The 18,250-nt window shown below is 27.4% G+C and carries 12 protein-coding genes, 1 pseudogene and 1 other annotated feature; of the genes and pseudogenes, 12 read left to right on the top strand and 1 reads right to left on the bottom strand.

Going from position 1 to position 18,250, the window contains the following annotated elements:
- Positions 1 to 374: 374 nt before the first annotated feature.
- Positions 375 to 635: a binding site (T-box leader), on the top strand.
- A gap of 213 nt (positions 636 to 848) precedes the next feature.
- From ACYUET_RS08075 to ACYUET_RS08050, 6 genes are all read left to right on the top strand, one after another.
- Positions 849 to 1,475, top strand: a complete 627-nt coding sequence (locus ACYUET_RS08075; RefSeq protein ID WP_460278799.1) for a class I SAM-dependent methyltransferase — start codon at positions 849 to 851, stop codon at positions 1,473 to 1,475.
- 17 nt (positions 1,476 to 1,492) lie between these two features.
- Positions 1,493 to 2,644, top strand: coding sequence for a trans-sulfuration enzyme family protein (locus ACYUET_RS08070; RefSeq protein WP_460278798.1), 1,152 nt, complete (start codon positions 1,493 to 1,495; stop codon positions 2,642 to 2,644).
- On the top strand, positions 2,637 to 3,089 hold the full coding sequence (locus ACYUET_RS08065) for an S-ribosylhomocysteine lyase (protein WP_460278797.1): 453 nt from the start codon (positions 2,637 to 2,639) through the stop codon (positions 3,087 to 3,089). The genes ACYUET_RS08070 and ACYUET_RS08065 overlap by 8 nt, the downstream gene beginning before the upstream one ends.
- Positions 3,073 to 3,981: a cysteine synthase A gene (gene cysK / locus ACYUET_RS08060; protein ID WP_460278796.1), complete on the top strand. Its 909-nt coding sequence runs from the start codon at positions 3,073 to 3,075 to the stop codon at positions 3,979 to 3,981. The genes ACYUET_RS08065 and cysK overlap by 17 nt, the downstream gene beginning before the upstream one ends.
- A 723-nt stretch (positions 3,982 to 4,704) precedes the next feature.
- A complete protein-coding gene (locus ACYUET_RS08055) occupies positions 4,705 to 6,450 on the top strand; it encodes a methyl-accepting chemotaxis protein (protein WP_460278795.1) in 1,746 nt (581 codons plus the stop codon).
- A gap of 47 nt (positions 6,451 to 6,497) precedes the next feature.
- Positions 6,498 to 6,920 carry a flavodoxin family protein gene (locus ACYUET_RS08050; protein ID WP_460278794.1) on the top strand — a complete coding sequence of 141 codons (423 nt, stop codon included), beginning with the start codon at positions 6,498 to 6,500 and terminating at the stop codon, positions 6,918 to 6,920.
- A 184-nt stretch (positions 6,921 to 7,104) separates the two neighbouring features.
- Here the strand turns inward: ACYUET_RS08050 and ACYUET_RS08045 are convergent, their stop codons facing one another.
- Positions 7,105 to 7,710: a TetR/AcrR family transcriptional regulator gene (locus ACYUET_RS08045; protein ID WP_460278793.1), complete on the bottom strand. Its 606-nt coding sequence runs from the start codon at positions 7,708 to 7,710 to the stop codon at positions 7,105 to 7,107.
- A 222-nt stretch (positions 7,711 to 7,932) separates the two neighbouring features.
- Between ACYUET_RS08045 and ACYUET_RS08040 the strand changes: the two genes are divergently transcribed.
- The 6 genes and pseudogenes from ACYUET_RS08040 to ACYUET_RS08015 all read left to right on the top strand — a co-directional run bounded on the left by ACYUET_RS08040 (position 7,933) and on the right by ACYUET_RS08015 (position 17,209).
- A complete protein-coding gene (locus tag ACYUET_RS08040; protein ID WP_460278792.1) occupies positions 7,933 to 8,856 on the top strand; it encodes a DUF5692 family protein in 924 nt (307 codons plus the stop codon).
- 514 nt (positions 8,857 to 9,370) lie between these two features.
- A complete protein-coding gene (locus tag ACYUET_RS08035; RefSeq protein WP_460278791.1) occupies positions 9,371 to 11,308 on the top strand; it encodes a sigma-54-dependent Fis family transcriptional regulator in 1,938 nt (645 codons plus the stop codon).
- Between the two features lie 388 nt (positions 11,309 to 11,696).
- Entirely contained in the window at positions 11,697 to 12,770 is a 1,074-nt protein-coding gene (locus ACYUET_RS08030; RefSeq protein WP_460278790.1) for a 2,3-butanediol dehydrogenase, read from the top strand.
- A gap of 49 nt (positions 12,771 to 12,819) precedes the next feature.
- The gene (locus ACYUET_RS08025; protein WP_460278789.1) at positions 12,820 to 13,710 is read left to right on the top strand and encodes a sulfide/dihydroorotate dehydrogenase-like FAD/NAD-binding protein; all 891 of its coding nucleotides are present in this window, start codon (positions 12,820 to 12,822) and stop codon (positions 13,708 to 13,710) included.
- A pseudogene (gene gltA / locus ACYUET_RS08020) lies at positions 13,710 to 14,998 on the top strand (NADPH-dependent glutamate synthase). Before ACYUET_RS08025 ends, gltA begins: the two are co-directional and overlap by 1 nt.
- A 501-nt stretch (positions 14,999 to 15,499) precedes the next feature.
- A complete protein-coding gene (locus ACYUET_RS08015; protein ID WP_460278788.1) occupies positions 15,500 to 17,209 on the top strand; it encodes a methyl-accepting chemotaxis protein in 1,710 nt (569 codons plus the stop codon).
- Positions 17,210 to 18,250: the final 1,041 nt, after the last annotated feature.

The following is an 18,250-nucleotide window of genomic DNA, read 5'->3' as shown; positions in this document are numbered from 1 at the left end:
CGACTGTGGAGCGTCGATTTTTTTTAGCCATGCACCCTTTCCAAACGTAGTGCAGGAATAATGGTGCGGCATATGATTATTTTTTATTCTTTAGGTTTTATTTCTTAATCTTTAAGCAATAATATAATCTAAGTTATCCACAGATTTTTTAAAATATAATTTCCTAAAGAATAAAATATTCAAGTATATTGAGTGTATATTTAAAATAGAGAGAATAAGTAATAAAGCACAATTGTTTCCTTATATAGGGAAAATTGTGCTTTTAATTTTGATTAAAAACATGTTGACAAATTTAAAGAATAAGGATATATTATTAAATATAAAGCAGAGTAATCTTATATGAATAATATGTTTTAAGAAAAAACAGTATATTGTGATATGTGAAGAAAAGAAATAGTATCATAAGGGAAACTTTCAGAGAATAGTCTTCTAGGCTGAAAAAGACTTTAGTTGTAACTTATGAGAATGCATCTTTGAGCACTGTCCCGAAAAAATAATGCATTTTTAGTAGGCGGCAGCGTGTACGCACGTTATAGCGTTGAGGTATGTTTGTACCAATAAAAGCAAGAGATATTATATTTTTTTAAAATATAATAATTAGAGTGGAACCGCGGAATATAACTTCTGCCTCTAAATGAGGTAGGGGTTTTTTGGTTTATATAAACATGTAAAATTTGTAAAAAGTATATACGTTTTTAATATATAAGCTTATTAAATAATTCTAGAATTAAAACAAAATTTTTAAAAATAGTATTAATATTTATCTAAATTTCAGAGAATTTACAAAAACAATAGATTATAAGAGTTTAAAAATATTTAAGAGTTATAAAATAGGGGGAAGATTAATTATGAAATCATTAAAATACTTTGATTCTATAGCAGATAGTTGGAATGTAATAAGAAGTGAATATTTTGAGGAACAATTAAAATATAAAGTTTTATCTAAAGCATCAATAGAAAATAAAATTGCAGCAGACCTAGGATGTGGTACAGGATTTATATCTTTAGCTTTATCAGAAAAAGCAAACTTAGTATTTTCATTAGATCAATCTAATAATATGTTAAAGGAATTAAAAAAAGAAGTTTCTAAAAGAGATATAACCAATGTATATCCAATTAGGTCTGACATGGAAAATATCGTATTATTTGATGAATCAGTAGATGTTGTATTTATAAATATGGCATTACATCATGTAGTTAATATAGAAAAAGCTATATCAGAAATTTATAGAGTATTAAAAAAAGGCGGAAGTATAGTAATTTCAGATGTAACAGAACATGATGGAGAATGGGCAAAAGAGGAAATGTACGATGAATGGTTAGGATTTTCAAACGGCCAAATAACTAATTGGCTAAGTAAATATAATTTTAAAAATATAGAAATAGAAAATACAGATTTATATTGCAAAGGGTATTCAAGTAAAGGTGAATACACAGAAACAAAAATATTTATAGCAAGTGCTAAAAAGTTATAAGAAGGGAGAAAGATATTATGAATTTTGAATCAGTTTTAATACACGGAGGAATTGACGGAGATAAATTTACAGGAGCGGTAAATGTGCCTATATACCAAACATCTACGTATAAACAAGAGGGTTTAGGAATTAATAAAGGATATGAATATTCAAGAACAGGTAATCCTACAAGAGAAGCAGTTGAGAAGCTTATAGCTGATTTAGAAGAAGGTGTTGCTGGATTTGCATTTTCTTCAGGTATGGCAGCAATAACAGCAATATTTTCTCTTTTTAAATCAGGAGATAATATAATAATTTCAGACAATTTATATGGTGGAAGTTTTAGAGTATTAGATAAAATTTTTAAAAATTTTAATATAGGATATAAGATAGTAAATACAACAGATTTAAAGCAAATTAGAGAAGCTATTGATGATACTGTTAAAGCAATATATATAGAGACACCAACAAATCCATTAATGGATATAACAGATATCGAAGAAGTATCTAAAATAGCTAAAGAAAATAATTTATTTACAATAGTGGATAATACTTTTATGACACCATATTTACAAAAACCACTAACATTAGGAGCAGATATAGTTATTCATAGTGGGACTAAGTATCTAGGAGGCCATAGTGATTTAATTGCTGGATTAGTAGTAGTTAATAGTGAAGGCTTAAAAGAAAAAATTCATTTTATACAAAATGCTACAGGGGGAGTGCTATCACCATTTGATTCATTCTTACTTATAAGAGGGATAAAAACTCTTGCAGTTAGAATGGATAGGCATAATTCAAATGCTAAATCTATAGCAGAATTTTTAAAAAGTAGACCAGAAATAAATAAAGTTTATTATCCAGGACTTGAAGATCATATAGGATATGATGTTCAATCAAAACAAGCAAAAGGATATGGTGGAATGATATCTTTTGTATTAAATGATGGATATGACTATAAACAATTTTTTGAAAAAATAGAATTTATAACTTTTGGTGAAAGTTTAGGCGGTGTTGAATCTTTAGTATGCCACCCAGCAAGTATGACTCATGGGGCAATACCATATGAAATAAGACAAAAGGTTGGTATTGTTGATAATTTAATAAGACTTTCAGTTGGAATAGAAAGTGCTGAGGATATTATTAAGGATTTAGAAAAGGCATTAGAAGGGGGTAAAATTAATGGTTAAGGTAGAAAGTTTTGAATTAGATCATACAAAGGTAAAAGCACCATATGTAAGAAAATGTGGTGCAGAAAAAGGGGATAATGGTGATATAGTTTCTAAATTTGATTTGAGATTTTTACAACCAAATGAAAAAGAAATGCCAACAGGAGCAATGCACACATTGGAACATTTATTAGCTGGATATATGAGAGAAAAATTAGATGGAATAATAGATATATCCCCTATGGGATGCAGAACTGGATTTTATATGGTTGCATGGGGCAATCCATCAGTTGATAAAGTAATAGAAGCATTAAATTATTCATTAAATAAAATATTGGATACAGAAGAAATACCAGCAACAAATAAGTTTCAATGTGGAAATTATAGAGATCATTCATTATTTGCAGCAAAAGAGTATATTAAATTAGTATTAGAAGAGGGGATTAGTAGTGAGATATATAGATGACATTAGAAGTCATATAGGAAATACGCCTATTATAAAACTAAATAATATGGGAATAAAGCAAGGGGTAAATATATTTGCTAAATTAGAATTTTTAAATCCTGGTGGAAGTGTTAAAGATAGAGTAGGAATGTATATGATAGAGGATGCTGAAAAGAGAGGATTGCTTAAACAAGGATATACAATAATAGAAGCTACAGCAGGAAATACAGGAATAGGTATAGCACTAGCAGCTATAAATAAAGGATATAAAGTAATATTTGTTGTACCAGAAAAATTTTCTATAGAAAAGCAGACATTAATGAGAGCTCTTGGGGCAGAAATAGTGAATACTCCTAGAGAAAAAGGGATGTTAGGAGCTGTTGAAAAGGCTAATGAACTTTTAGTAACAATAGAGAATTCTATAACGCTAAAACAATTTGAGAATAAAGCTAATCCATTAGCTCATTATGAAACTACAGGTCCTGAAATATATAGGGATTTAGATGGAAAAATAGATTACTTCCTTTCTGGAGCAGGTAGTGGGGGAACTTATACTGGAATATTAAAGTATTTTAAAGAAAAAGATTCTAATATAAAAGGAGTTTTAGTAGATCCAGAGGGTTCAACTATGGGAGGCGGAGAAGAAGCTTGTTATGATATAGAGGGTATAGGAAATAACTTTATTCCTGAAACTATGGACATGAATTATGTGGAAGATGTTATAAAAGTTAATGATGAAGAAGCATTTCATATGGTAAAAGAGCTTGCTTTAAAAGAAGGATTAATCGTTGGAACATCTTCTGGGGCAGCAGTAGCAGCAGCTATTAAGTTAGCAAATAAAATAGATAATGGCAATATTGTTACCTTACTACCAGATAGAGGAGATAGGTATTTTAGTAAGAATATATATTAAATGCCTAATTTAAAATAGTAACTATGTTTAAATTAATGTTGATATTGTAGTATAAATAGAATTCTAAGCCCCAGATAAAGATTATTTTTAACTGGGGCTTAGAATTTGTTATACCATTAAGGAATATCCTGTCTATGAGTGTTAAGATGTTATGAATTTATAGATACTAGATATCAGATGAGGTTCATAGACAGTTGAATCTACTTAAAAACATAATAGATGTGTTTGACAAAGGATTAAGGGAGAAATCTCTTAGTCCTTTTTAAAAAACTATTATTCTAAAATTTAATTCGACTTTTTATTATAAATTAATACATACTAGTGAATTAAATAATTTTAATTTCAACAATAATAATTGAAAAGAAACTATTTTAATTAAATATTTTAGAAAATTATCCTAAAAAGTTAAACATTACTATATATTATTCGACAATAAAATAATTAGTATATAAGTTCCAATAAAGTTTATTCATAATGTGATATTAATTAATAACATGATAAGGAACTTATATAGAAAATTTATGATATATATAATTCTAAATCTATATTGTTAATTAAAGATATAATTTTCTATAAAAGACTATAAATGTATTAACTTAATTAGAATATATATATTAGAAATAAAAATTAGATTGAATAAAGGTCTTAAAGAATTAATATTTATCATATTTAATTCGATAGCTTTTATATAAATAGAACTTTTATAAGGGGGGCAAATTAAACATGAAAAGTTTAAAAGGGAAAATTATAAGCATTATTTTAATTTTAGTTATAGTTTCATCATTAGCAACAGTTACTATAGGAGTAATAAGTGGATTTGATGTAACTAAAAAAACTGTTCAGGCACAATTTGAGGATAAATTAACTTCAGCAAATAATATGCTTGAATTATATCTTAATGAGCAGTTTGGATCATTAAGTATTAATGGTGATGGTAAGATGGTAGATAGTTCTGGAAAATCTATTGAGGGAAGATTTGAATATATAGATAAGTTATCTAAAGGTATGGATATTGTTTCAACTGTTTTTATTAAAAATGGGAATGATTATACAAGAATGCTTACTACAATTAGTGATGGGAAAGGTGAAAGGGTTATTGGCACCAAATTAGACAATAAAGAAAAGGCATATGAAGAAGTAGCTAAAGGAAATGTATATTTTGGTGAAGCCAATATTCTTGGAAAACAATACATAACAAAATATACACCTATGTATGACAAGGATAAAAAGGTTATTGGAGTTTATTTTGTAGGTAAATCTATTGAGTCTGTTGACTTAATAATTAATGATGGGATAAAATCTACAATTAAATCAGTAGCACTTTTAGTACTTATTGTGTTAGTAATAGTTTCAGCTATAAGTTATTTTGTAGGAATGTCAATTGTAAAACCAATAACATTAATTACAAAACTTATAAATAAACAAGCAAATTTGGATTTTACTATTGATGAGAAATCAGAGGTAACGAGTTATATAACAAGAAAAGATGAAATAGGTAATATGGTAAATTCTATTAAAATAATGGATGATAATGTGCGTAAGTTTATTATAAAAACTTCAGATGTGGCACAACAAGTGGCAGCTTCATCTGAAGAATTAACAGCTGTATCACATCAAGCTGTTAATACTTCAGAAGATGTTGCAAAGACAATTGAAGAAATTGCAAATGGAGCAGGTGCACAGGCAAAAGATACTGAAGAAACTGCTAAAAATATAGAAGAAATGGGAAGAATAATTGAAGAAGATTCAAACTATATTAAAGAGTTAAATAAGGCTGTAACTAATATAAATATTCAAAAAGAAGAAGGATTTCATATATTGAAACAACTAGTAGACAAGACAGATCAAAGCAATAAGTCAGCAAAGTCAGTATATGAAATTATAGTAGAAAATAGTGAAAGTGCAGAAAAAATTGAAAATGCTAGTACTATGATTCAAAGCATAGCCGATCAAACTAATCTTTTAGCACTTAATGCAGCAATAGAAGCAGCAAGAGCAGGAGAATCAGGACGTGGATTTGCTGTTGTTGCAGATGAAATTAGAAAACTTGCAGAACAATCAAACAGTTTTACAAATGATATTAAAGTAGTAATTGATGAATTAAAGTTAAAATCTCAAGGTGCGGTTCAAACTATGGAAGAGGTAAGAGATATTGTAGATTCTCAAGCAAGAAGTGTCAAAGATACAGAAAATAAGTTTGATCTAATATCAATGGCAATAGATTCAGTAAAAGATATTATCAAAAAATTAAATAATTCAGCTGAATTAATGATTAATAATAAAAATGAGATTATAGCACTTACACAAAATTTATCTGCTATTTCAGAAGAACAAGCAGCAAGTACAGAAGAAACAGCAGCTTCAATGCAAGAACAATCAGCTAATATTGAGGAAATTGCAAATTCAGGTGAAAGTTTGGCTATTATTGCAGAAGAATTAAATGAATTAATTGAAAATTTTAAAGTATAATAAAAATAGGATATTGTGAAATTAAAGTATATGAAGGAGAGGTTTGTGTGAATTATAAGGTTGTATATTTTACTAGAACAGGTAAGAGTAAAATGGTAGCTGAAGAAATATCAAATAAACTTAATTGTGAAAATATACAAATTACAGATAATGTTAATTGGAAGGGGTTTTTAGGGTTTATAAAAGGTGGATATTATATTTTAAGAAATAAGAATGTAAATATAAAGTTGAATCATAGTTTAGGAAATTATGATGAAATTATTGTAGTAACTCCATTATGGGCAGGTAAAATAACACCAGCAATTAGAAAGTTTTTAGAAACTGTTTCTTTAAGCAGAGTACATTTAGTTGTAACTTCAAATGGTAGTAAGTTAACAGATAGAAAAGGGTATAAATCTGTTAGTGATATTGTAAAAAAAGATCATAATGAAGAGGATGTTATAAATAATCTTATAAATAATTTTTTATAAATAATTTAATATTAAACTTTAATGTAAGATATGTTGAATTTAATTTAAACATATCTTATATTAATTTGTAATAAATTCGTTCTTTAGACTTTACGTATAAAATTAAATTCCTTCTTTAGAAACATATAAATTATAATTTAGTATTTTATTGTTTAAATATAAATAGTTGAGGGTATGTAAAATATTATTCTAAGTGTTTCTTTAAGAATAATGGAATACTTTCAGCAAAAAAATCATTAAAAAGTTTAATAAAATCTTTTTGATTTTCATTAAGAACCCCTAAAGAATATTGTATTGCCATTCCATCTAAGGCTGCAACAAAAATGGAAGCAAGACCTTTCTTGAGTTTCTCATTTTCTATTCCAAAAGTATATAAATACATATTAGCTACTTTATCTATTATGTTATTATAATTTAATTTATATTTTTCTTTTAATTCACCATTTTTTGAAATTAAATAACTAATAAGTAATAAATGCAACTTTTGCTCATCTTTTTTTGACAAACGCATAGTTACCTCATTTTTAACTTCTGACAAAAGCACATCTTTATCTTTTAATTTTGCTCCATCTTTTTCTGAAATTCTATAAATAAAGTGAATTGAGTGGTTTATTACATCATACAATAATTCATCTTTACTTTTATAATGATAATATATTGCACCAGTAGTAAGACCAGCTGTAGCAGCAATTTCTCTCATAGTAACATCTTCAAAACTTTTTGTTGTAAATACTGTAATTGCAGCATCTATGATTCTTTGTTTTCTTTTATTGTTAATATTTTCTTGCATATTACCCCCATAAGTATATTAAAAAATATAAATGTATATTATTACTAATTATACCATGAATTAGAGTAATGAAAAGTGAAAGGGATTTGAATCAAAAGTTTTAATTGTTAAAAAAATACTTAAATGTTAAAAAGTGTTGACAAAATAGAGGAGTGTTTTATAATAAAGTTAAATATAAAAATAACAAGTGTTATTTTTTATTACTCTTATAGGAGGATTTTTATGTTTTTATTTCAACCAATTCCTTGGTATTCTTGGGTAATGTTTTTTATTGTTTTGGGTGGCTTGATGCTATTTAATGAAATAGGTCGTTACAACAAGTATACCGGTATTACACTATTTGTAATATTACCAATTGTATTAACTATTTTTGTTTGGCCCAATACTTCCGGAGCTAACTCTGGTCAATCAACTGCTAATTGGTTTCACTGGGCAAAAACATATTCTGCTATCGCTGGTGCTATTATTTTCATGGGGTTACGTTTTTCAAAAAAGATTCAAGCAAAAAAGTGGTATTACTTACTTCCACCAGGTATTTTATCACTTAACATTTTGGAGGCAGTTATTCGTGAATTTCAAGTTTATGGAATGAATGAAGTTATTAATGGAATGACTTATATTGGTGGGCCTTGGAATATTATGAATGGAGTTGCTGGAATACTAAATATATTAACGATTTGTGGATGGTTTGGAATTATAGTAAGTAATGATAAACAAAAAGATATGATTTGGCCGGATATGCTTTGGTTCTGGATTATTGCTTACGATTTATGGAACTTTGGTTATTTATATAACTGTGTAACAGATCGTGCGTTTTATGGTGGACTAGCATTGTTATTATCTTGTACAATTCCTGCATTTACTATAAAAAAAGGGGCGTGGCTACAACATCGTACTCATACACTTGCCTTATGGATGATGTTAGTTATGATTGTTCCAGAATTTTTTACATCAGGAAAATATGCAGTTGCATCTAGCCACAATCCTACAGCATATATGGTTGTTAGTATTATTGCATTAGCATCAAATGTTTTGGTTGCTGCATATCAACTTTATACAATTATGAAGAATAAGAAAAACCCTCTTAAGGATGAAATTTATACAGAACTTGATTCTTATAAGAACATTAAGGAATCTAATATATAGGTTCTGAAAAAATATGTTTATTAATGTAGCTTTTATAATATTTATAAATCTATGATTCAACAGAACAGAGCAATCACTGGGTAGAATAGTTTTCAGTGATTGCTTTATTAATTTAAGAAGGTAAAAAGTTATTAAAAATATTAATTATATTAATAGTATCAATATTTGTATTTATTAGTAGTGTTTCATCAGGAAATATATTTACGCTTAATTATCAATGGATTATGACTTTTAATTATTTTAAGATACCTTTTTGCAATATAGAGAATTGAGTTTAGCTTCTTTATTTTTTATATTTCTAACATAAACTTTTATATAAAAATTAAGTATAATATTATTATGTAGTACATTAATGAACACATATTTAATGTAGTGTTTTTTTATATTAAGCATTATATTTTGAAAGTACATACTTTAATGAATAATCTATGTTTTAAAATAGTGTTGTTATTATAATATTAATATTCAGTTAAAACATACAAGAAAATAATATATAAGTATTGGAGAAATACATATGGAAAATTATATGAGTTTTATGGATAGTGCATGGAAAAATTTTGTTGTTACAGGGAAAGTAGATTCAAAAGTCAGAAGTGAAATAGCAGAATCATGGATAAGGTGTAGAAGATATGGTGTTGATCCTAACAATGGTAAAGGAAGTGTTAAACATCCAGATATAGATAAACTAATAAAAAGTAATATTGAACTTATTTCAGTTGCTAGACCTATTATGGAAAGTATATATAGTATGGTTGAAGGTTCAGGTTTTGCTTTATTTTTATCGGATAAAGATGGTTATTTATTAGAGATAATAGGTGATCAAGACATAATGGAAAGAGCTAATGAGTTAAACTTTTTAAAAGGAGAGCTTTGGACTGAAAATGTTGTTGGGACAAATGCTATAGGAACAGCATTATATCTTAATAAACCTATGCAGACTATTGGTGGAGAGCATTATGGGAAAAACCAACATTCTTGGACGTGTTCAGCTTCTCCTATTCATGATGAAGATGGAAATTTAATAGGCTGTATAAATATGTCCGGAAATTATTATAATGCGCATTCCCATACTTTAGGGATAGTAACTGCAGCAGCTCAATCAATTCAAAAACAAATGGCTTTAATTCTTTCGTATAAATTACTTAATGTAACATTTGATTCTATATCAGAAGGTATGATAGTTATTGATGAAAATATGAAAGTAAAAAAGGTTAATGGAAGGGCATTAAAAATATTAAATATATCTTTAGATGAAGCTATGAAAATGAACATAAATACTTTATTAAATGGAATTCGTTTTAATGAATTATTAAATGAAAAGAAAAAATTAAATAATATAGAATGTGATTTTTATATAAGAAATAATAGGGTAAAATGTGTAGCAAGTATGATTCCATTAAATATAAGTGGTAAAAACACTGGAATGGTAATAACTTTTACTGAAGTTAAAAGGGTTCATAAATTAGTAAATAAACTTGTAGGATATAAGGCTCAATACAAATTTGAAGATATTATAACAGAAAATACAAAAATGAAGAAGATGATAGCTTTTGCTCAAAAAATTGCTAGAAGCGATTCTAATATATTAATAGAAGGGGAAAGTGGAACAGGTAAAGAATTAATAGCACAATCAATACATAATTATAGTGAAAGAGAAAGAGGTCCTTTTGTTGCAGTAAATTGTGCTTCTATCCCAAGAGAGTTAGTAGAAAGTGAATTATTTGGATATGAAAAAGGAGCATTTACTGGAGCATCAAAAGAAGGTCATCCAGGTAAATTTGAATTGGCTGATGGTGGAACTATATTTTTAGATGAAATAGGGGAGTTGCCATTAGATGCTCAAAGTAAACTTCTTAGAGTGTTAGACGGTGGTAAGATTATAAGAATTGGTGGAACTTATGAGAAGCAGCTAAATGTGAGAGTAATTGGTGCCACTAATAGAGTATTAAAAAATGAAATTAGCAAACAGAATTTTAGAGAAGATTTATATTATAGATTAAGTGTGATGAATATAAAAACTATTCCTCTAAGAGAGAGAATTGATGATATAGATGTACTAGTAAATTATTTTGTAGATAAATTAAACATAAAAAATAGAAATAAAATTCTTAAAATAGAAGATTCTTATATAGATGAGTTAAAAAAATATAATTGGCCTGGAAACATAAGAGAGCTTAGAAATGTAGTTGAGAGGGATTATTATTTAAGTGATGATGAACTTATTAATGTAAATAATATAAGTTATGCAGAAATTAGTGAAGATTTAATAGAAAATAAAGTTATAGAAAAAGATATAAAAATAATACCTTTAGATTGTTTAGAAAAGAATGCTATAAAAGATGCAATAAAAAAATGTGATGGAAATCTTCAAATGGCATCTAAGTTATTAAATATAGGTAGGGCTACATTATATAGAAAAATTAAAAAATATAATATAAGTGTATCAGAATGAGAAAATAAATAATAAGTGTATCAAAATGAGAATAAAAATGTTTCATTTTGATACATTTTTTATTTACAGGAATTTATTATATTCTTAGAATCTAAAAATATAATAAAATTTAAGACGAAAGAGATTTTAAATTATAAGTTGTTTATTAAGATATGATGTAGTTACTTTCATTCTCTCAAATCTACACGATTTTAAAAAGATTGAGTAATATTGTTATTATAATAAAATATTTAATTTATTATAAAATTTCCCTTTATCTAAGAATAAAAATATTGATTATTATCAAAAAAAATTATGATTAAATAACATAATTATAATTTTGGCACGGATCTTGCTTAATATAAGTGTGTGAATTAATTAACAATATATTTAGGGAGGATGTTTTATTATGAAAGCAGCATTATGGTACGCAAAGAAAGATGTTAGAGTAGAGGAAATTGAAGAACCAAAGGTTATAAAAAATAACGTAAAAATAAAAGTAAAATGGTGTGGAATTTGTGGATCAGATTTACATGAATATTTAGGAGGACCTATATTTATTCCAGTAGGACAACCTCATCCATTAAGTGGAACAACTGCACCAGTAGTTTTAGGTCATGAATTTTCAGGAGAAGTTGTAGAAATTGGAGAAGGTGTAACTAAGTTTAAAGTAGGGGATAGAGTAATAGTTGAACCTATAGTTGCATGTGGAAAATGTCCAGCATGTTTAGAAGGAAAATATAACTTATGTTCATCATTAGGATTCCATGGACTTTGTGGAAGTGGTGGAGGACTTGCTGAATACACAGTTTTCCCAGAAGAGTTTATACATAAAATTCCAGATGAAATGTCATATGAACAAGCAGCTTTGGTTGAACCAATGGCAGTAGCTTTACATTCTATCAGAATAGCAAACTTTAAAATAGGGGATACAGCATTAGTATTAGGTTCCGGTCCAATAGGATTAGCAACTATAGAATGCTTGAAAGCAGCAGGTGCAAAATTAGTTGTAGTTTTACAAAGAAAATCAATAAGACAAGAATATGCTAAAAGAGCAGGTGCAGATGTAGTTTTAGATCCTAATGAAGTTGATATAGCAGAAGAAGTTAAAAAACTTACTAATGGAGTAGGTATTGATGTTGCATTTGAAACTACAGGTGCTCAAATAGGTTTTGATACAGGAATTAATAGTTTAAAATTTGAAGGAACTATGGTTATAACAAGTATATGGGAAAATGGAGTAAGTTTTAATCCAAATGCTTTAGTATTTACTGAAAAGAAAATAGTTGGAACATTAGCTTATAGACATGAATTCCCAGCAACTATGGCTCAAATGAATGATGGAAGAATAAAAGCTGAAGGATATATAACAAAGAGAATACATTTAGATGATATAGTAGAAGAAGGATTTGGAGCATTAACAGGTCCGGAAAAGAAAAAACATGTTAAGATATTAGTAACACCAGATAAAACTCTTTTATAAAATATACTTTTTTACTAAAAGATATTTATAAAAAATAGGGGGAACAGAAATGTATAAAATAACAAACAAAAGAGAGCTTACAAACAATATATATTTAATGGATATAGAAGCTCCAAGAGTTGCAAAATCAGCTCATCCAGGTCAATTCATTATTATTAAGAATGATGAAAAGGGCGAAAGAGTACCATTAACTATTGCTGATTATGATAGAGAAAAAGGAACAGTTACTATTGTTTTCCAAACAGTAGGAAAAAGTACACAAGAATTAGCTGAATATAAAGAAGGCGAATATGTAGTAGATTTTGTTGGACCATTAGGTCAACCAAGTGAATTTATTCATGAAGATTTAGAAGAATTAAAGAAGAAAAAATTAATATTTATTGCTGGAGGAGTTGGTGCAGCACCAGTTTATCCTCAAGTTAAATGGATGCATGAAAATGGAATAGATGTAGATGTTATAGTTGGATCTAGAACAAAAGATTTATTAATATTAGAAGAAGAAATGAAAAAGGTAGCTGGAAATCTTTATGTTGCAACTGATGATGGAACATATGGATTTAACGGTAGAGTTACTGATTGTTTAATAGATTTAGTTACAAATAAAGGCAAAAAATATGATCATGCCGTAGTTATAGGGCCAATGATAATGATGAAATTCATGGCAGCTTTAACAAAAGAATTAGAAATCCCAACTACAGTAAGCTTAAATCCAATAATGGTAGATGGTACAGGCATGTGTGGAGCTTGTAGAGTTACAGTTGGAGGAGAAGTTAAATTTGCTTGTGTTGATGGACCAGAATTTGATGGACATTTAGTAAATTATGATGAGTCAATGAGAAGACAAGCTATGTACAAGAGTGAAGAAGGTAAAGCTCAATTAAAGCTTGAAGAAGGAAATACTCATAGTCACGGTGGCTGTGGTTGCAGAGGTGATAAATAATGGATATGAAAGAAAGAATGGTAAGAATACCTGTAAGAGAGCAAAATCCAAAGGTAAGAGCAACAAACTTTGAAGAAGTTTGCTTAGGATACAATGAAGAAGAAGCAGTTAAAGAAGCTACAAGATGTTTAAACTGTAAAAATCCTAAATGTATTGAAGGATGCCCAGTATCTATTAATATTCCAGGATTTATTGCACATGTTAAAGATGGCAAMTTTGAAGAAGCAGCAAAGGAAATAGCTAAATATAGTGCRCTTCCAGCTGTATGTGGTAGAGTATGTCCACAAGAAAAACAATGTGAAGGAAAATGTGTTTTAGGAATAAAGGGTGACTCAGTATCAATAGGTAAACTTGAAAGATTTACAGCAGATTGGGCAGCRCAAAATAACGTGGATTTAAGTGCAACAGCACCTAAAAATGGAATGAAAGTTGCAGTTATAGGTAGTGGTCCAGCAGGATTAACTTGTGCAGGAGATTTAGCTAAAAAAGGWTATGATGTTACTATATTCGAAGCACTTCATAAAGCAGGTGGAGTATTAGAATATGGAATTCCAGAATTCAGACTTCCAAAAGAAAAAGTTGTTAAAAATGAAGTTGAAAACATAAAGAAACTTGGAGTTAAGATTGAAACTAATGTTATTATAGGAAGAACTATAACAGTAGATCAATTATTTGAAGAAGAAGGATTTAAAGCAGTATTTATAGGYTCAGGAGCAGGACTTCCTAAATTCATGGGAATTGATGGAGAAAATGCAAATGGAGTATGCTCYGCAAATGAATTCTTAACAAGAGTAAATCTAATGAAAGCAGCTGTAGAAGGCTATGATACACCAGTTAGAGCAGGTAAAAAAGTTGCAGTAGTAGGTGGAGGAAATGTTGCTATGGATGCAGCAAGAACTGCATTAAGATTAGGAGCAGAATCTCATATAGTATATAGAAGAAGTGAATCAGAACTTCCAGCAAGAGTTGAAGAAGTACATCATGCAAAAGAAGAAGGAGTAATCTTYGACTTATTAACAAATCCAACAGAAATCTTAGTAGATGAAAATGGATGGGTTAAAGGAATGAARTGTATTAAAATGGAACTTGGAGAAGCTGATGCATCAGGAAGAAGAAGACCAGTTGAAATTGAAGGTTCAGAATTCGTTATGGATGTAGATCTGGATTAACTACTAAAGAAGGCGTTTATGCTGGTGGAGATGCAGTTACAGGTGCAGCAACAGTAATACTTGCTATGGGAGCTGGAAAGAAAGCTGCTCAAGCTATAGATGAATATTTAACTAAATAATTGTATATATTAACCTAAAATATCAACACTATTTTAAAATGTAACTTAGTAAAAAAGAGCTGTCGCATTAGCGGATTAAAATCCGTCAGCGATAGCTCTTTTTTATTTTTTTAAATAATTTTTACTATATTTCAAAATTAAAGTATATATTCTGAAATAAATCCTTTAATTAATTAAGTAAAGAACTTTTATATATTTATTGTTACAAGTTTGTGGATAATTATTCAAATTGTATAAAATTAAATACTATTATGTAAATATTTAATTATAATATAATTTTATCCATAAAAGTGTTAAAAAAATTCTACAAAAATCGACTATTTAAATAGAAAAACTATTTAAATAATCAAATGAATTATATATAATGTATTTAGAAATATAAAATAAAAACTATTTTTGTAAAATTGCGTTTGAAATTTAAATTACATTAAAGAATATTAAAAACACAATGGGAATTATATTAAAAAGTTTAAATTTTACTTATAGTAAGGGGATAGGGCAATGTTAAAAACAATAAAAAATAAACTGATTTTTCTAGTAGCTATTTTTGTAATTACTCTTATATCTATGGGGATTTATTCTATAAAAACCTTAAATAGTGTAAATCAACAATCAACAGTTATTAGTCAATCTTGTGTTCCATCAATTATATACTCAGAAGAATTAAATACGATGACATCAGATTTTAGAATTCTTGAGTATGACCATATTATTGCAACAAGTCCAGAAGTTATGTCGGAAAAAGAAAAAGCTATGGAACAAAAGAACGCAGAAATACAAAAATATTTAGATCTTTATCAAAAAGATATAGATAACGGAGAAGATCAAACTATATTTAATACTGTTAAAGATGAATGGAATAAATATTTAGAATTAAATAAACAAGTACTTTCTTTTAGTAGAGAACTAAAAACACAAGAAGCAATGAATATAATGAATAATTCATCAAAAGAAGCTTTTGATAAAGCATCTTCTGCTTTATTAGATTTAGTTAAGTATAATCAAAAATCAACTAATGATGCTAGCTTAGAAGGTGATAAAGAATATAGCACTGCTATGAAAATAAATATTGCTGTAGTAATAATATTAGCTATAGTTAGTGTGATTTTTGGAGGAATTATTATTAGAGTCATAACACAGCCACTAAATGTTTTAAAAGCAGAATTAGACTCTTTATCAGAAAGAGGAGGGGACTTAACTCAAGAAATAAAAATAAGTTCTGAGGATGAAATAGGTGATTTAGCTAAAAGCTTAAATAAATTTATGCATAATTTAAGAGAAATTATTAGAACTGTCAATGAAAGTTCAGATAATATAGAAAGTGTTGTAGACATTATAAAGGATAATGTTACAAATTTAAATTCAGACATAGAAGAAGTTTCAGCGACTACAGAACAACTTGCTGCAAATATGGAAGAGACAGCAGCTTCAGCAGAAGAAATGTTAGCAACATCTCAAGAAATAGAACAAGCAGTAAACTCTATTGCACAAAAATCTCAAGATGGAGCAATTAAAGCTGGAGAGATAAATAAAAGAGCAGAAGATACTAAAATACGTGTACAAGCTTCTCAGAAAAAAACAAATGAAATATTTAACGATACAAAAGTAGAATTAGAAGAAGCTATTCAATCATCAAAGGTTGTTGAAGAAATAAATGTACTTTCTGAGTCAATAATGCAAATAACATCACAAACTAATCTTTTAGCACTTAATGCTGCTATAGAAGCTGCAAGAGCTGGAGAGGCAGGAAAAGGCTTCTCAGTTGTTGCTGAAGAAATAAGAAAACTTGCAGAACAATCAAAAGATACAGTAATAGAAATTCAAAACATAACAGGAAAAGTAACAGATGCGGTTAAAAACCTTTCAAATAGCTCAAATAAATTATTAAAATTTATGTCTGTAGAAGTAGATAGTGATTATAAGAATATGTTAGATGTAGCAGATAAATATAGTAAAGATGCTGATTTTGTTGATAATCTTGTAGCAGATTTTAGTTCAAGTTCAGAAGAACTTTTAGCATCATTACAAGATGTAATTAAAACTATAGATGGGGTAGCACAAGCAGCTGGCGAAGGAGCAGGTGGTACTACAGATATTGCAAGTAGTGTATTACAGGTTAATGATAAATCTAATTATGTTTTAGAGAATGCATTAAAATCAAAAGAAAGTGCTCAAAAATTAAAAGAAGGAATTTCTAAATTTAAGATTTAGAATATACTTAATTTGAGTTTATATTTTAAAACATAGTTTAATTTAATAAGGTAGCCTAAATCAATAACAAAGGTAGATATTAGAGTGAAAATAATATCTACCTTTGTTTTTTTATGTAAATAAAAATATTTGAATAAATATTGAGAATATATTGAAAATTACAAAATAAGAGAATATAATAAAAACAACATATTGATGTAAAATATATACATAAAATTTAAACGTTTGCAATAAATACATATATATCACAAAATGTAAATATTATTATTTATAATTTATATAATTTTTAATTAAATTTATACATATTAAAATAAAAAATAAATATATTTAATTTTAGATAATATTAAAGTACATAATTTTTTGCAAAACGGGTATTAGAAGATGCTATCAAATGATAAACGAGAAACATGAACTTTTGGATAATGAAATATGTAAATCTATAAATAAAGAAAATAAATTATAAAAATCAAAATTTATTCTAATAAGTTGGGCGGAAGTAAATAAGCTATTATTTTATTTAATAGATTGTGAAGAATGAAATTATTAGTATATAAATATTTGATTTAGGTAAGAAGCAATTTCTAAGATTAAATACATGTTTTAGAATACTAAAATTATAAGTTAATTTGATAAAATATTAACAAAAATTTACAGTTATATCTATTTCGTAAATATATAGTGTAAATGACAGTGGATTATAGACAAGCATATTTAATAAATGTAGATGTAATGAAAAATATAAATCTATATCTAAAGGGTAAATATATTAAACTTTAAATATATTTAAAACTAAGAATTGATAAACTATCAAACTATATATTTAAGATATTAAAAAGAAGGGTTAAATAATCTCTAATGTAATCAATTACATGGAAATGACTTTTGGTAATTCAACTATATTGATAGGACAATATGAGTATTAATCAAGTAAGTTAATGATAAATAAATTTTCTTAAATATAGATAGTTGTTGATTCAATTAAAGTGGGGTGAGATATACAGTCATTTTAACGAAAGAAAAGAAAATTAGAGTAAAAAAATG

Source organism: Clostridium sp. CTA-5 (assembly GCF_054768135.1).
This window is presented reverse-complemented; position numbering and strand designations above follow the sequence as displayed.

Excerpts from the sequence above, each read along its gene's own strand:
- ACYUET_RS08075 (WP_460278799.1), top strand. The coding sequence starts at position 849 with ATGAAATCATTAAAATACTTTGATTCTATAGCAGATAGTTGGAATGTA.
- ACYUET_RS08070 (WP_460278798.1), top strand. The coding sequence starts at position 1,493 with ATGAATTTTGAATCAGTTTTAATACACGGAGGAATTGACGGAGATAAA.
- ACYUET_RS08065 (WP_460278797.1), top strand. The coding sequence starts at position 2,637 with ATGGTTAAGGTAGAAAGTTTTGAATTAGATCATACAAAGGTAAAAGCA.
- ACYUET_RS08055 (WP_460278795.1), top strand. The coding sequence starts at position 4,705 with ATGAAAAGTTTAAAAGGGAAAATTATAAGCATTATTTTAATTTTAGTT.
- ACYUET_RS08045 (WP_460278793.1), bottom strand. The coding sequence starts at position 7,710 with ATGCAAGAAAATATTAACAATAAAAGAAAACAAAGAATCATAGATGCT.
- ACYUET_RS08040 (WP_460278792.1), top strand. The coding sequence starts at position 7,933 with ATGTTTTTATTTCAACCAATTCCTTGGTATTCTTGGGTAATGTTTTTT.
- ACYUET_RS08035 (WP_460278791.1), top strand. The coding sequence starts at position 9,371 with ATGGAAAATTATATGAGTTTTATGGATAGTGCATGGAAAAATTTTGTT.
- ACYUET_RS08030 (WP_460278790.1), top strand. The coding sequence starts at position 11,697 with ATGAAAGCAGCATTATGGTACGCAAAGAAAGATGTTAGAGTAGAGGAA.
- ACYUET_RS08025 (WP_460278789.1), top strand. The coding sequence starts at position 12,820 with ATGTATAAAATAACAAACAAAAGAGAGCTTACAAACAATATATATTTA.
- ACYUET_RS08015 (WP_460278788.1), top strand. The coding sequence starts at position 15,500 with ATGTTAAAAACAATAAAAAATAAACTGATTTTTCTAGTAGCTATTTTT.